We start from the raw sequence: 13,952 nt of genomic DNA, 5'->3' as shown, positions 1-13,952 counted from the left end.
GACCGGCCCATGAGGGTGATGGGGATCGACCCCGGACTCACGCGCTGCGGCATCGGCGTCGTCGACGTCGACGCGGCCCGCAGGGCGCGCCTCGTTCACGTATCGGTCGCCCGTTCCGACAAGGACCTCGCCACGCACTTCCGCTTGCGGACGGTCGCCGACGCGATCGATGAGGCGATCCGCCTCTACGAACCGGAGGTCGTCGCCATCGAAAGGGTCTTCGCGCAGGACAACCTGCAATCGGTCACGACGACGATGCAGGTCATGGGGGCGGCGATGACCTGCGTGGGCAGGGCGGGACTGCCGATGGCGGTCCACACGCCCTCGGAGGTGAAATCCGCCGTCACGGGCAACGGGCGCGCGGGCAAGGCGCAGGTCCAGGCGATGATCGCCAGGATCCTCGGTCTCGACGCTCCGCCGCGTCCCGCCGACGCAGCCGACGCCCTGGCCATCGCGATCTGCCACTCATGGCGGGGGACCGGACTGCTCGGGGCGGGCGACGACTCCTCGGTGAGCGTCTCCCTCTCGGGGCGCCTCACATCGAAGGGGAGCATGACCCCCGCCCAACGGGCCTGGGCGGAGGCCCAAGCGGCGCAACGCCGCACCGGAGCCGTCGATCCCAGGCTGCGCCGGGGCTAGAATCGTACAGGTGTTCGCCCTCGGCAAGAGAAAGCAGGGACCTCAGTGATCGCTCAGCTCACCGGAACGGTCGCGTCGACCGATCTGGAATCGGTCGTCCTCCTCGTCGGGGGCATCGGATTCTCGGTGAGGGTCGCGCCCGCGCTCTCGCAGTCCCTGACGCCCGGTGAGGAGACGACGATCCATACGAGTCTCATCGTGCGCGAGGACTCGCTGTCGCTCGTCGGCTTCGAGACCCCCGACGAGAGGGAGGTCTTCACCGTCCTTCAAACGGTCTCGGGCATCGGTCCCAGGATCGCGCTCGCCGCTCTCGCGGTGCTCACCCCGAACGAACTGCGCCGGGCCGTCCGCGATCAGGATCTGACGACCCTCCAGCGCATCCCCGGAGTGGGGAAGAAGTCCGCTCAGCGCATGGCCCTCGAGATCGGGGACAAACTCGGCGTTCCCGCGGCGCTCGAGGGCATCCGCGAATCGGCCCCCGCCTCCTCGGGCGCCGTCGAAGCGGAGGTGCGCGCCGCCCTCGTCTCCCTCGGATGGTCCGACGCGCAAGCGGGAGGCGCGATCGACGCCCTCGGGGGTCAGGGGCTGGGCGCATCCGATCTCCTGCGCGCCGCGCTCGTGAGACTGGGAGGCGGACGTGCCTGAACCCATGGACATGCTCGGGCCCGAGGCCGCGCGGATCGTCGCCCCCGACGCCGGGGAGCTCGAACGGGCCGCCGAAGCCGCGCTGCGGCCCAAGCACCTCGCGGAGTTCGTCGGCCAGAGGGTCGTCCGCGACCAGCTCCAACTCGTCCTCGACGCGGCGCGCGGCCGGGGCGCGCCCCCCGATCACGTCTTGCTCGCAGGCCCCCCCGGACTGGGCAAGACGACGCTCGCCATGATCATCGCGGCGGAAATGGGGACATCCCTGCGCCTCACCTCCGGCCCGGCGATCCAGCACGCGGGTGATCTCGCCGCGATCCTCTCGGGCCTTCAGGAGGGCGACGTCCTCTTCATCGACGAGATCCACCGGCTCGCGCGGACCGCCGAGGAGATGCTCTACCTCGCCATGGAGGACTACCGCGTCGACGTCATCGTCGGCAAGGGGCCTGGCGCGACCTCCATCCCCCTCACGCTTCCGCCCTTCACCGTCGTCGGCGCGACGACCCGCTCCGGCCTGCTGCCGGCCCCTCTGCGCGATCGCTTCGGGTTCACCGCGCATCTCGAGTACTACGAGACCGACGAACTCGAGTCGGTGGTCACCCGTTCGGCGGAGCTGCTCGGGGCGCCGATCGCCGCTTCGGCGGCGCATGAGATCGCGTCGCGATCGCGCGGGACGCCGCGGATCGCCAACCGCCTGCTCAGAAGGGTTCTCGACTACGCGCAGGTGCGGGGCTCGGGCTCGCTCGATCTGGAGGCCGCGAAGGGCGCCCTCGCCCTGTTCGAGGTCGACCCGCTCGGACTCGACCGGCTGGACCGCGCTGTACTCGACGCGGTGTGCCGGCGCTTCGCGGGCGGCCCCGTGGGCCTGACGACCCTCGCGGTCACGGTCGGCGAGGAGGCCGAGACGGTGGAGACGGTCGCCGAACCCTATCTGGTGAGGGAGGGCTTCCTCGTGCGGACGAACCGCGGCCGGGCGGCCACGCCGAAGGCCTGGACGCATCTGGGCCTCACCCCTCCGCCCGATTCGACTCTCTTCGGCTGATCGGCGTCTTCGTCGCTCAGCGGCGTCGACTACGGGTAGACTGTCCCGGGCGCGTCAGCGCATACCGACGAAAGAGGCGATCAGTGGAGCAGTTCATCAGTCAGTACGGCATGTTCATTATGCTCGGCATTCTTCTCATCGCGATGATGTGGTTCTCGAACCGCTCGCGCCAGAAGGCTGCGGAGAAGCAGGCGGAGCGCGAGCGCCAGCTCGCCGAGGAGCTCGTGCCGGGCGCGTGGGTCCGCACCGCGGTCGGCTTCTGGGGCCGTTTCGTCGATCAGGACGGCGACGTCGTCGTCCTCGAGACCGTCGACGGTACGGAGATGTACTGGGACCGCCAGATGATCCGTGAAGTCGGAACGCAGCCGCCCTTCGCCGCCGAGTCGCAGGAAGCGGATGAGGAGCCCGAGGCGATCGAACCGGTCCTCGGCCTCGACATGCCCGAAGACGCGGCAAACGAAGAAAAGAACTGAAGTCCCGCAATCCGGGATCGGGAGAATCATCGTGTCAACTCGTAAGCGCCGACCCCTGCGCTCGCTCGTCACCCTGTTCGTCGCGATCATCGCGGCCGTGACGGCGCTCGTCATTGGCAACCTCACACAGGGGGCGTCCTACGTCCCCTCGCTCGCACTCGACCTGCAGGGCGGAACGCAGCTCATCCTCACCCCGACATCGACCGAGGCCGATGACCGGCAGATCACCGAAGAGGACATCACTCAGGCGATTTCGATCATCCGCAATCGAATCGACGCCTCCGGCGTCGCCGAATCGGAGATCACCTCGATGGGCCAGGACAACATCGTGGTCTCGATCCCGGGAACACCTTCCCAGGAGACCCTCGATCTCATCCGCTCCTCTTCGCAGATGAACTTCCGGCCCGTGCTTCAGATCGCGGCCGCCCAGGCCGCCGCCCCCTCGGCGGCTCCCGCGGTGACCGCTCAGTCGGGCGCGACCGGCGCTCAGTCGGGCGAGGCGCCGCAGTCGGCCGAAGTGGCCCAGTCGGGCGATCAGCCTCAGTCGACCAAGCTCACCTCGACGGCCCTCGATGAGGCCTCGGCGATGCAGCTCGCCGACACGAACGGGGACGGCGCGCTCTCTGCCGATCCCGCCTCCTCGCCCGAGAACGCCTCGGACCTCGCGTGGGTGACCGAGCAGGCGCTCTTCGACTTCTACACGCTCGACTGCGCGGCGGGCGATTCGGCGAAGCGCCGCGAGGGCCCGGCCGACAAGCCCTTCGCCGCATGCGACGACTCGGGCGCGATCAAGTACCTCCTCGGACCGGTCTCCGTCGCCGGGGCGAACCTCGATTCGGCCAACGCCGGTCAGATCACCAACTCGACCGGTCAGACGACCGGCCAGTGGGGGGTCGATCTTCAGTTCGACAAGACCGGGACCCAGCAGTTCGCGGACTCCTCGAAGATCCTCTACTCCTTCCAGACCCAGGACGCGCAGGGCCAGTCCTTCTTCGGCAAGCCCGACCGCAATCACTTCGCCGTCGTGCTCGACGGCGTCGTCATCACCGCGCCCTCGATGAACGCGATCATCTCCGACGGCCGCGCGCAGATCTCGGGCAACTTCACGGCGAAGTCCGCGACGGCCCTCGCCAACCAGCTCAACTTCGGTTCGCTGCCCCTGAACTTCGAGGTCCAGTCCGAGCAGAGGATCTCGGCGACCCTGGGCTCGGATCACCTGGAGAAGGGCCTGCTCGCCGGTGCGATCGGCCTGCTCCTCGTCATCTGCTACCTCATCTGGCAGTACAGGGGCCTGTCGATCATCTCCGCGGGTTCGCTCATCCTCGCAGCGGGACTGACCTACCTCACGATCGCGATCCTGTCCTGGACGCTCGGCTACCGCCTCTCGCTCGCGGGCGTCGCGGGCCTCATCATGGCGGTCGGCGTGACGGCGGACTCCTTCATCGTGTACTTCGAGAGGGTGCGCGATGAGGTCCGCGACGGGCGCCCGCTCGTCGCCGCAGTCGACGAGGGCTGGGATCGGGCCAAGCGGACGATCCTCGTCTCGGATGCGGTCAACATCGTCGCGGCCGTCGTCCTCTACCTGCTCGCGGTCGGCGGCGTCCAGGGCTTCGCCTTCACGCTCGGCGTGACGACTCTCATCGACCTCGTCGTCATCTTCCTCTTCACGCACCCGATGATGAAGCTGCTCATCAGGACCCGTTTCTTCGGCCAGGGCCACCCCCTGTCCGGCCTCGATCCGGAGCACCTCGGCGCGAAGTCCGGGCTCGTGTACGCGGGCCGCGGCCGGGTCGCCGTGCGCGCCCCCCTCGCCCAGGCGGCGGGCGAGGATGCGCTCCCCGAGGGCGAGGGCTCCTCGATCGCTCAGAGGCGGCGCGCCGCGAGGCTCGCCGCGAAGGCCGAGGCGCCCGCGCCCTCGGGCCTTGAATCGAACGCCGACACGGACGGAGACAAGTGATGATGTCCTTCGCTCAATGGGGCAACGCCCTGTACTCGGGTGACAAGTCCTACGCCGTCGTCCCCAAGCGCAGGCTCTTCGTCGGCATCGCGGCGGTCGTCATTATCATCGGCCTGCTCCTGCCGCTCTTCGTGGGCCTCAATCGCTCGATCGAGTTCACCGGCGGCGCCCAGTTCGACGTGGCGAACGTCTCCGACCAGTCGGAGACCAAGGCGAGCGAGATCGTCACCGCCACGAAGATCGTCGACACGGCGAAGGTGACGCGCGTCGGCACGAGTTCCGTGCGCATCCAGACAGCCTCGGTGGACTCCGATCAGGCGGCTCAGATCCGCGATGCGCTGGCGGCCGGTTACTCGGTCGATCCCGCCGACGTGCAGTCCTCGTCGATCGGCCCTTCGTGGGGTCAGTCGGTGACCTCGAAGGCCGCTCAGTCGCTCGTCATCTTCATGGTGCTCGTGGCGCTCTTGATGACGGTGTACTTCCGCTCGTGGACGATGGCGGCGGCCGCGCTGCTCGCCCTCGTGCACGACGTCGCGGTGACTCTGGCGGTCTTCGTCATCACCCAGGTGGAGGTCTCGCCGGCGACGGTGATCGGCTTCCTCACGATCCTCGGCTACTCGCTCTACGACACGGTCGTCGTCTTCGACAAGGTCCGTGAGCTCACTCAGGACTTGTACGACCAGAAGCGCTACACCTTCGCCGAGTACGTGAACCTCGCGGTGAACCAGACGATGGTGCGCTCGATCAACACCTCCGTCGTGGCCCTCCTGCCCGTGGGCGCGATCCTCATCATCGGCTCGCTCATGCTCGGCACGGGCACGCTCACCGACATCTCCCTCGCCCTCTTCGTCGGCATGATCGCGGGCACGTACTCCTCGATCTTCATCGCCTCCCCGCTCCTCGTAATGTTCCAGGAGCACCTGGCGCGCACGAAGGAGCACGATGCGGTCGTCGCGAAGGAGCGCGCGGGCCGGCTCGCCGTTTCGGAGGGCCCGGGCCGGGGCGCATCGGCCGCCGTGAAGGTGGCGCCGATCGCACCGGGGCACCGCCTGCCGAACGCCTCGCAGCCCAGAAGGAAGAAGGCCGGACGATGAGCGGTGAACTCGGCGCGCACGTGGGGGACCTCGTCTCCTCGAATCTCGGCTCGATCCCCGACTTCCCCGAGCCGGGCGTCCTCTTCAGGGACATCACGCCGCTCATCGCGAACGGTCCCGCTTTCAAGGAGCTCATGGAGATCCTGGGGGAGCGCTACGCGGGCACGATCGATGCGGTTGCGGGCCTGGAGTCGCGCGGCTTCATCCTCGGGGCGCCGCTGGCGACGGAGCTCGGCGTCGGCATGCTCACGATCCGCAAGGCCGGGAAGCTGCCCGGGCACGTGATCGGGGTCGACTACGCCCTCGAGTACGGGACCGCCCGCATGGAGATCCGTCCCGAGTCGGTCCGCCCGGGCTCCCGGGTGCTCGTCGTCGACGACGTCCTGGCGACGGGCGGGACGGCGAACGCCTCGGTGGAGCTCCTGCGCCGTTGCGGCGCCGAGGTCGAGACGATCGCGGTGCTCCTCGAACTCGAGGCCTTCAACGGGCGGGAGGTGCTCGCCGGATCGGGCGTGAAGGTCGAGTCCGCCCTGCTCGTGTAGCGCCCTCGTTTCGTGTATCCCAGGTCACAAGCCCTATCATGGGGGCATGACCGACCAGACAACTGACGCAGGCTCCAAGCCTCCCGCGGCCGGATCGTTCGTACGATCCGGCCTCGTCTGGTTCGGTGCGCGCTCACGCCCGACGATTCCCGAGATCGAACCCCTCGTTCGCGCTCTGAGGGCGAATCATCCGAAGGCGGACGTCTCCGTCATCGAACGCGCCTACCGGACCGCTGAGGAACATCACCGCGGACAGGTGCGCAAATCCGGCGAACCGTACATCACCCACCCGGTGGCGGTCGCGACGATCCTCGCCGAGATGGGGATGACGACCCCGACCCTCGTCGCGGCCCTCCTCCACGACACCGTCGAGGACACCGACTACACGGTCGAGGAGCTGCGCGCCGATTACGGCGAGGCGATCGCCGCCCTCGTCGACGGGGTGACGAAGCTCGACAAGGTGCGCTACGGCGCGGCGGCGCAGTCGGAGACCCTCCGCAAGATGATCGTCGCGATGAGCCGCGACATCCGCGTCCTCCTCATCAAGCTCGCGGACCGGCTCCACAACGCGCGCACCTGGAAGTTCGTGCCCGCGGCGTCCGCGCAGGCCAAAGCCCGCGAAACGCTCGAGATCTACGCGCCGCTGGCTCACCGCCTCGGGATGAACATGGTCAAGTGGGAGCTCGAGGAGCTCTCCTTTAAGACGCTCTACCCCGAGATCTACGAGGAGATCGATCATCTCGTCTCCGAGCGGGCGCCGCAGCGCGAGATCTACCTGCGCGAGGTCGTCGGCCAGATCGAGGAGGACCTGAGGAAGTCCGGGACGAAGGGGACGGTGTCGGGCCGCCCGAAGAACCACTACTCGATCTATCAGAAGATGATCGTGCGCGGGAAGGCCTTCGACGAGATCTTCGACCTCGTCGCGGTCCGCGTGCTCGTCGATTCGGTCAAGGACTGCTATTCGGTCCTCGGCTCCCTTCACGGGCGATGGAATCCGATCCCTGGTCGCTTCAAGGACTACATCGCGATGCCGAAGTTCAACCTCTACCAGTCCCTGCACACGACGGTCGTGGGACCGGGCGGCAAGCCGGTGGAGATCCAGATCCGCACCTACGAGATGCACGAACGGGCCGAGCACGGCGTCGCCGCACACTGGAAGTACAAGCAGAACCCGAATGCGACGGGCCCGGATTCGGACAAGATGACCTCGGACGAGCAGGCGAACTGGCTGCGCGCCCTCGTCGAGATGGAGCGCGAGACGGGAGACCCCGAGGAGTTCCTCGATTCCCTGCGCTACGAGATCGCCGGCGACGAGGTCTACGTCTTCACGCCCAAGGGCGAGGTCGTCGTCCTCCCGGCGCGTTCCACCCCCGTCGACTTCGCCTACGCGGTGCACACGGAGGTCGGGCACCGGACGGTCGGTGCGAAGGTCAACGGCCGTCTCGTCTCCCTCGACACCCGCCTGGAATCGGGCGAGACCGTCGAGGTCGTCACCTCGAAGTCCGATAAGGCGGGGCCCTCCCACGATTGGCTCGCCTTCGTCGCATCGCCGAGGGCGAGGTCGAAGATCAAGGCCTGGTTCTCCAAGGAGCGCCGCGAGGAAGCGGTCGAGGACGGGAAGGAGGCGCTCGCGAAGGCGATGCGCAAGCTCAACCTTCCGCTTCAGCGCCTCATGAACCACGAGTCGATCCTCTCGGTCGCGAATTCCCTCGGCTACCCCGATGTCTCGAGCCTGTACGCGGCCGTGGGGGAGAACCAGGTATCGCCCCGCAACGTCGTGACGAAGCTCGTCGACAACCTGGGCGGGGGCGACGGCACCGAGGAGACCCTGTCGGAGGCGGTGACGCCGGGGGCCGCGGGCCCGCGCCGGGCGGCTTCCTCGGATTCGGGCATCACCGTCGCGGGAATGGACGCGAAGGACATCTGGGTCAAGCTCGCGAAGTGCTGCACGCCGGTGCCCGGAGACGAGGTCGTCGGCTTCATCACGCGCGGCCAGGGCGTCTCGGTCCACCTCGCGAGCTGCCGGAACGCGGTGCGGCTTCAGGAGCTGCAACCGGAGCGCTTCATCGACGTCGCCTGGGAGGAGGGCGTGACGGGCCAGGTCTTCCGCGTCCAGATCCGGGTGCGGGCCCTGGACCGTTCGGGACTGCTGTCCGATCTCACGCGGGTGATGAGCGACTACGGTGTGAACATCATCACCGCGACGACCCGCACTTCGAACGATCAGGTGTCGACGGCGCAGTTCTCCTTCGAAATGGCGGACATGGGCCACCTCAACGCGGTGCTCTCGGCATTGAGGAGGGTCGACGGGGTCTTCGAGGCGGTCCGCCTGTCGGGACAGGACCGGGCCTGAATCCCCGGCGAATGTGACATCCAGGACTCGATTCGGTCACTGCGTCGAGTTGGAGCCCCTCGTGGTCCTAGACTGGGAGAGGTGCGCCACATCGGAGCACCTCGCGCCACCACGCGTGGAGCATCTTCCATGCACGGGTGCCCCGCACCCTCGTCCTCGAAAAGGAATACCGTGACCACGACGCCCAACGAGCAGGCCAACGTCCCCGCCACCGATGCCGGATCCACGGCGACCAACGAGGCGCCGGCCGCGGCGAGCGCCTCCGCCCTCGTCCACGAGTTCGCCCGCATCGACGAGAACGGCAGCGTCTACGTGATCGACGCCGGCGTCGAGCGCGAGATCGGCGGATACCCGGAAGGCGCTCCCGCCGAGCCCTTCGCCCTCTACGAGCGCCGCTTCGCGGATCTTGAGGCGACGGTGAAGCTCTTCGAGGACCGCCTCGCGACCCTGTCGCCCAAGGACATCGATCAGACCCTCGCGACCATCGTGGAGGCGGTGAGGGAACCCGCTGCCATCGGCGACCTCCAGGGCCTGCGCGACCGGGTCGAGGCGGTGAAGGCGCGGGCGGAGGCCCGGAAGGAAGAGGCCAAGGCGGAGCGCAAGGCCGCTCGTGAGGAGGCGCTCGCCCAGCGCACCCGGGTCGTCGAGCAGGCCGAGGCGATCGTTGAGCAGGACCCCGAGAAGACCCACTGGAAGCAGTCCGGCCAGACGCTGCGCGAGCTGCTCGACGAGTGGAAGACCCTGCAGCGCAAGGGGCCCCGCCTGGACAAGGCGACCGAGGACGAGCTGTGGAAGCGCTTCTCCTCGGCGCGCACGCAGTTCGACCGGCATCGCCGCCAGTACTTCTCCGCCCTCGACCAGGCCCAGTCCGAGGCCAAGCGCGTGAAGGAGGCCCTGATCGCCGAGGCCGAGGCCCTGTCCTCCTCGACGGATTGGGGAGCGACCTCGGGCGCCTATCGGGAGCTGATGAACCGCTGGAAGGCCGCCCCGCGGGCCTCCCGCAAGGAGGACGACGCCCTGTGGGCGCGTTTCCGCGCTGCTCAGCAGGTCTTCTTCGACGCCCGTCGGGCCAAGGACGAGGCGACGGACAGCGAATACCGTGAGAATCTCGTCGCCAAGGAGGCCCTCCTCGAGGAGGCCGAGGCGATCGTGCCGATCGGCGATCTCGAAGCCGCCAAGGCCGCCCTCCGTTCGGTCCAGGACCGCTGGGACGAGATCGGCCGCGTGCCGTCCTCGGATCTGCACAGGATCGAATCGCGTCTGCGCGCGGTTGAAACGGCCATCCGCGAAGCGGAGGAGAAGGAGTGGCGTCAGACCAACCCCGAGACCCGCGCCAGGGCTCAGGGCATGCTCGGCCAGCTCGAGGCCCAGATCGAAGGGCTCGAGGCCGACCTGGCGGCCGCTGAGACGGCGGGCGACGAGGGCTCGGCGAAGGCGCTGGCGGAGGCCCTCGCGACGAAGCGGAGCTGGCTGGAGCAGATCCGCTCGACGATGGCCTGAAAATGCGCATCAGCGTCATCCCGACCCCCTACTACGGGGCGAATTGCGTGGTGATCGTGCCCGATGAGGGCGCGGACGCCCTCGTCGTCGACCCGTCGTGGGGGGTGACGGATCGGATCCGCGAAGTCCTCGAAGGGACCGGATCGCGCGTCGGTGCGGTGCTCGCGACTCACGGGCACCCCGACCACGTGTGGCAGTGCCGGGAAGTCGCCTCCTGGGCGATCGAGGAGCAGGGGCGCGAGGCCCCCGTCTTCATCCCGGGTCCGGATCGCTACCGCATGCAGGATCCGGGCGCGCATGTGCCGCTGCCCGTCCCAAAGGAGGCGGGCGAATGGATCGCCCCCGCTGATCTCCGCGATGCGCCCGGCGGCGCATTCGAAGCGGTCGCGGGAGTCCGTCTGCTCATGGTGCCGGCACCCGGTCATACCGAGGGCTCGTCGGTGTTCCTCGGCGAGGCGCGCTGGTCGGTGGACAGCGGGGGAGTCGAACTCGCGGCGGCCGATGCGCCCGCGCCCTTCGCCCTGAGCGCCGATGTGATCTTCGCGGGTTCGGTGGGGCGCACGGATCTTCCCGGGGGCGACGAGCAGACGATGCGTCATTCCTTGAGGACCCTGGCCAATGCCCTGGATCCCGCGACGCTGCTCATCCCGGGGCACGGTGCGCTGACGACGATGGCGGCCGAACTCGAGTCGAACGCGTACCTGCGCAGGGCCCGGATGATCGGCTGAAGGGCTCGCGACTCGACGTCGAATCGTAAGGGGTGCGTGTGTCGTGGGAGAATGCCCCCATGGCACGCGCATCTCTTTCCGGATTTCCCGAATGGCTCCCCGAGGGCCGTATCATCGAACAGTTCGTCCTCGACCGCATCCGCGAGGTCTTCGAACTCCACGGCTTCAGCGGCATCGAGACCCGGGCCGTGGAGACCCTCGAGCAGCTCGAGGCGAAGGGGGAGACCTCGAAGGAGATCTACGTCCTCGATCGCCTGCAGGCCCTGAAGGACGCCGAGGCGGGGCGGCACTCGGGCAAGGAGCGCAGGATCGGCCTCCACTTCGATCTGACGGTGCCCTTCGCGCGCTACGTGGTCGAGAACGCGAATGATCTCGACTTCCCCTTCAAGCGCTATCAGATCCAGAAGGTCTGGAGGGGCGAGAGGCCGCAGGACGGCCGCTTCCGCGAGTTCATCCAGGCCGATATCGACGTGGTCGGCGATGGCGCACTGCCCTTCCACTACGAGGTCGAATTGCCCCTCGTCATGGCCGAGGCGCTGTCGCGGCTGCCGATCCCCAAGGTGACGGTTCTGGTGAACAACCGCAAGGTCGTCCAGGGCGTGTGCGAGGCGCTCGGGGTCGAGGACGTGGAGGCGGCGCTGCGCGGCCTCGACAAGATCGACAAGATCGGTCCCGAGGGCGTGGCGGCCGAGCTGGCGGAGTCGGGGATCACGGGCGAGCAGGCGGGCGCGCTCCTCGACATGGCGTCGATCCGCAGCGCCGATCCGGCCGAGATCCGCGCTCGGATCGAGGCTTTGGGAGCGTCGGGGGAGATCCTCGAGGAGGGCCTGGACGAGCTGTGCGCCCTGCTGGAGACCGCCGCCGCGCGCATGCCCGGTGCGATCGAGGCCGATTTGAAGATCGCCCGCGGTCTCGACTACTACACGGGCTCGGTGTACGAGTCCGTGGTCGAGGGCCACGAGGACCTCGGATCGATCTGTTCGGGCGGGCGCTACGACTCGCTCGCCAAGGACGGGAAGCGCACCTATCCCGGCGTCGGCCTGTCGATCGGCGTGTCGCGCCTCGTGTCGCGGATGATCTCCGCGCCGATGGTGCGCGCCACGCGCAAGTCGCCCGCGGCGGTCGTGGTCGCGGTCATCGACGAGGACGACCGTCAGCGCTCCGAGTCGATCGCGCGGATCCTGCGCGACCGCGGAATCGCGACGGAGGTCGCCCCCACGGCCGCGAAGTTCGGCAAGCAGATCAAGTTCGCCGACAAGCGCGGCATCCCCTTCGTCTGGTTCCCGGGCGGGCCGGGCGAGCCGGACACGGTGAAGGACATCCGCTCGGGAGAGCAGGTCGAGGCCGCGCCTGGGACCTGGACGCCCGCGGCGGAGGATCTCGCGCCGCGGGTTGAAGCGATCGGCTGAGATGGACGCGATCGCGGCGCTCGAGGACCTGCGAGGCGCGCTCCGCTCGGTCTTGCTCCCCCTCGGGACTCCGGGCGCCGCCCGGGGCCGGGATGCGCGCGAGCGCGCGCTGCGGCGCCTGGACGACTTCGTCCTGCCCCGGGCCTCCTCCCTTGACGCGCCCCTGCTCGCCGTCGTGGGGGGATCCACGGGATCGGGCAAGTCGACCCTCGTCAACGCCCTGGCGGGAGCGCGGGTCTGCGCCTCCTCGCCGCTCCGTCCGACGACGCGCCGCCCCGTCCTCCTGCACAGGGGCGATGACCGGTCCCATTTCGACTCGCCCCGAGTCCTTCCGGGCCTCGTGCGCGTGCATCGCGGCGCTTCGGATCCGGTCGCGCCCGCGGGAGCGGGGAGCGCCGGTGAGCTCGAAATGCGCGAGTGCCCGGAGCTGCCCGAGGGGCTCGCCATCCTGGATTCGCCCGATGTCGATTCCATCTCCGATGAGAACCGGGCGCTCGCCCGCCGCCTTCTCGACGCCGCCGATCTCTGGGTCTTCGTGACGAGTGCGGCCCGTTACGCCGACGAGGTCCCCTGGAGGCTCCTCGATGAGGCCGCGGTCTCGGGGATCACCGTGCTCGTCGTCCTCGATCGCGTCGCCCCCGGAGCCCGCGAAGCGGTGGCGGGGGACCTGCGCGCCCTCATGGATCGTCGGGGCCTCGAGCGGGCCCCCTTGCTCGTCGTGGAGGAGTCCGCCCTCGTTGACGGGATGCTGGAGCCCGGGGCGGTCGCGGAACTGCGCGCACGCCTCGCCGAAGGCGCAGCGAGTGCGGATTCGCGCAGGGAGCTCGCCCGCATCGCCTTGACCGGGGCCATCGGCGAGGTCGTGAAGCTCGCGGAGCTCCTCGCCGATGCGATCGATCGCGCCTCCCATGCGCGCGCCGAGGCCTTGACGGTCGTCGACCGGGCCGAGGAGGCGAGCCTGGCCCGCCTGCGCGCTGCGACCGCCGACGCCTCGGAGCTGAGGGGGGAGGTGCTGGCCCGTTGGAACGAGGCGGTGGGAGCCGCCGACGCGACGCGCCTCCTGTCGACCTCCTTCCTAAGGGCGCGCGACCGCTTCGGCGCGTGGCTGCGCGGACGGCCGGCCCCGATCACGCCGGTCGAGGATGCGATCGAGGCCGGGCTCGTCTCACTCGTCCTCGAGGAGCTCCACCGCGCCGACGACGAGGCCCGCGCGGGCTGGGAGGGCCCCGAGTGGACGCGTCGCCTGTCCCGATCGCTTCCGCGCGCCCCGATCGACGAGGTCGAGGCCCGTGCTCTAGATGTGATGTCCAGGGACGTTGTTCTGGCCCCCGCCCGTAATGACACCGTGCCGATTCAAGAAGTATCTGTCCAGACCGCTTGCCATTGAAGGCATGTTAGAGTTTGGGGCATGTCGAGTCCCGAATCAGACAGGTCAGGGGTTGTCGGTCACACCGCCAGCCCCTTGAACCACTAGTTACGACGCCCACGATCTGTGTGGGCGTATGTCTGGCGTACCCGGGGCGCTGGCCGTGGTGACAAGAAGAACCATTTCTTGATCTCACACCTCGGAGTA

13 protein-coding genes are annotated in these 13,952 nt (G+C 68.8%); all 13 read left to right on the top strand.

The features are described 5' to 3' along the window. Window positions 1-9 precede the first annotated feature (9 nt). The 13 genes from ruvC to HD592_RS12605 all read left to right on the top strand — a co-directional run bounded on the left by ruvC (window position 10) and on the right by HD592_RS12605 (window position 13,935). Entirely contained in the window at window positions 10-639 is a 630-nt protein-coding gene (gene ruvC, locus HD592_RS06600; protein ID WP_154477503.1) for a crossover junction endodeoxyribonuclease RuvC, read from the top strand. 45 nt (window positions 640-684) lie between these two features. Beyond that, the gene (gene ruvA / locus HD592_RS06595) at window positions 685-1,284 is read left to right on the top strand and encodes a Holliday junction branch migration protein RuvA (RefSeq protein WP_184452718.1); all 600 of its coding nucleotides are present in this window, start codon (window positions 685-687) and stop codon (window positions 1,282-1,284) included. Between the two features lie 4 nt (window positions 1,285-1,288). Further along, window positions 1,289-2,323 carry a Holliday junction branch migration DNA helicase RuvB gene (ruvB, locus tag HD592_RS06590; protein ID WP_184454521.1) on the top strand — a complete coding sequence of 345 codons (1,035 nt, stop codon included), beginning with the start codon at window positions 1,289-1,291 and terminating at the stop codon, window positions 2,321-2,323. Between the two features lie 83 nt (window positions 2,324-2,406). Then, window positions 2,407-2,796 (top strand): preprotein translocase subunit YajC, encoded by a 390-nt coding sequence (locus HD592_RS06585; protein WP_320657639.1) that lies wholly within the window; start codon window positions 2,407-2,409, stop codon window positions 2,794-2,796. A gap of 31 nt (window positions 2,797-2,827) precedes the next feature. Continuing rightward, a complete protein-coding gene (gene secD / locus HD592_RS06580; protein ID WP_184452716.1) occupies window positions 2,828-4,753 on the top strand; it encodes a protein translocase subunit SecD in 1,926 nt (641 codons plus the stop codon). After that, window positions 4,753-5,847, top strand: coding sequence for a protein translocase subunit SecF (gene secF / locus HD592_RS06575; protein WP_184452714.1), 1,095 nt, complete (start codon window positions 4,753-4,755; stop codon window positions 5,845-5,847). The genes secD and secF overlap by 1 nt, the downstream gene beginning before the upstream one ends. Further along, entirely contained in the window at window positions 5,844-6,389 is a 546-nt protein-coding gene (locus HD592_RS06570; protein WP_184452713.1) for an adenine phosphoribosyltransferase, read from the top strand. The genes secF and HD592_RS06570 overlap by 4 nt, the downstream gene beginning before the upstream one ends. Before the next feature lie 46 nt (window positions 6,390-6,435). Further along, the gene (locus HD592_RS06565) at window positions 6,436-8,742 is read left to right on the top strand and encodes a RelA/SpoT family protein (protein ID WP_184452711.1); all 2,307 of its coding nucleotides are present in this window, start codon (window positions 6,436-6,438) and stop codon (window positions 8,740-8,742) included. 171 nt (window positions 8,743-8,913) lie between these two features. Next, window positions 8,914-10,242, top strand: a complete 1,329-nt coding sequence (locus tag HD592_RS06560; protein ID WP_320657636.1) for a DUF349 domain-containing protein — start codon at window positions 8,914-8,916, stop codon at window positions 10,240-10,242. A gap of 2 nt (window positions 10,243-10,244) precedes the next feature. Then, window positions 10,245-10,970 (top strand): MBL fold metallo-hydrolase, encoded by a 726-nt coding sequence (locus HD592_RS06555; protein WP_184452707.1) that lies wholly within the window; start codon window positions 10,245-10,247, stop codon window positions 10,968-10,970. Window positions 10,971-11,029: 59 nt separating this feature from the next. Next, entirely contained in the window at window positions 11,030-12,379 is a 1,350-nt protein-coding gene (hisS, locus tag HD592_RS06550) for a histidine--tRNA ligase (RefSeq protein ID WP_184452705.1), read from the top strand. Continuing rightward, window positions 12,363-13,766: a dynamin family protein gene (locus HD592_RS06545; RefSeq protein ID WP_184452703.1), complete on the top strand. Its 1,404-nt coding sequence runs from the start codon at window positions 12,363-12,365 to the stop codon at window positions 13,764-13,766. The genes hisS and HD592_RS06545 overlap by 17 nt, the downstream gene beginning before the upstream one ends. 115 nt (window positions 13,767-13,881) lie before the next feature. After that, window positions 13,882-13,935, top strand: coding sequence for a chloramphenicol resistance leader peptide (locus HD592_RS12605; RefSeq protein ID WP_011113070.1), 54 nt, complete (start codon window positions 13,882-13,884; stop codon window positions 13,933-13,935). Window positions 13,936-13,952 lie beyond the last annotated feature (17 nt).

Source organism: Schaalia hyovaginalis (assembly GCF_014208035.1).
GTDB lineage: Bacteria > Actinomycetota > Actinomycetes > Actinomycetales > Actinomycetaceae > Pauljensenia > Pauljensenia hyovaginalis.
This window is presented reverse-complemented; position numbering and strand designations above follow the sequence as displayed.

Excerpts from the sequence above, each read along its gene's own strand:
- ruvC (WP_154477503.1), top strand. The coding sequence starts at position 10 with ATGAGGGTGATGGGGATCGACCCCGGACTCACGCGCTGCGGCATCGGC.
- ruvB (WP_184454521.1), top strand. The coding sequence starts at position 1,289 with ATGGACATGCTCGGGCCCGAGGCCGCGCGGATCGTCGCCCCCGACGCC.
- secF (WP_184452714.1), top strand. The coding sequence starts at position 4,753 with ATGATGTCCTTCGCTCAATGGGGCAACGCCCTGTACTCGGGTGACAAG.
- HD592_RS06570 (WP_184452713.1), top strand. The coding sequence starts at position 5,844 with ATGAGCGGTGAACTCGGCGCGCACGTGGGGGACCTCGTCTCCTCGAAT.
- HD592_RS06565 (WP_184452711.1), top strand. The coding sequence starts at position 6,436 with ATGACCGACCAGACAACTGACGCAGGCTCCAAGCCTCCCGCGGCCGGA.
- HD592_RS06555 (WP_184452707.1), top strand. The coding sequence starts at position 10,245 with ATGCGCATCAGCGTCATCCCGACCCCCTACTACGGGGCGAATTGCGTG.
- hisS (WP_184452705.1), top strand. The coding sequence starts at position 11,030 with ATGGCACGCGCATCTCTTTCCGGATTTCCCGAATGGCTCCCCGAGGGC.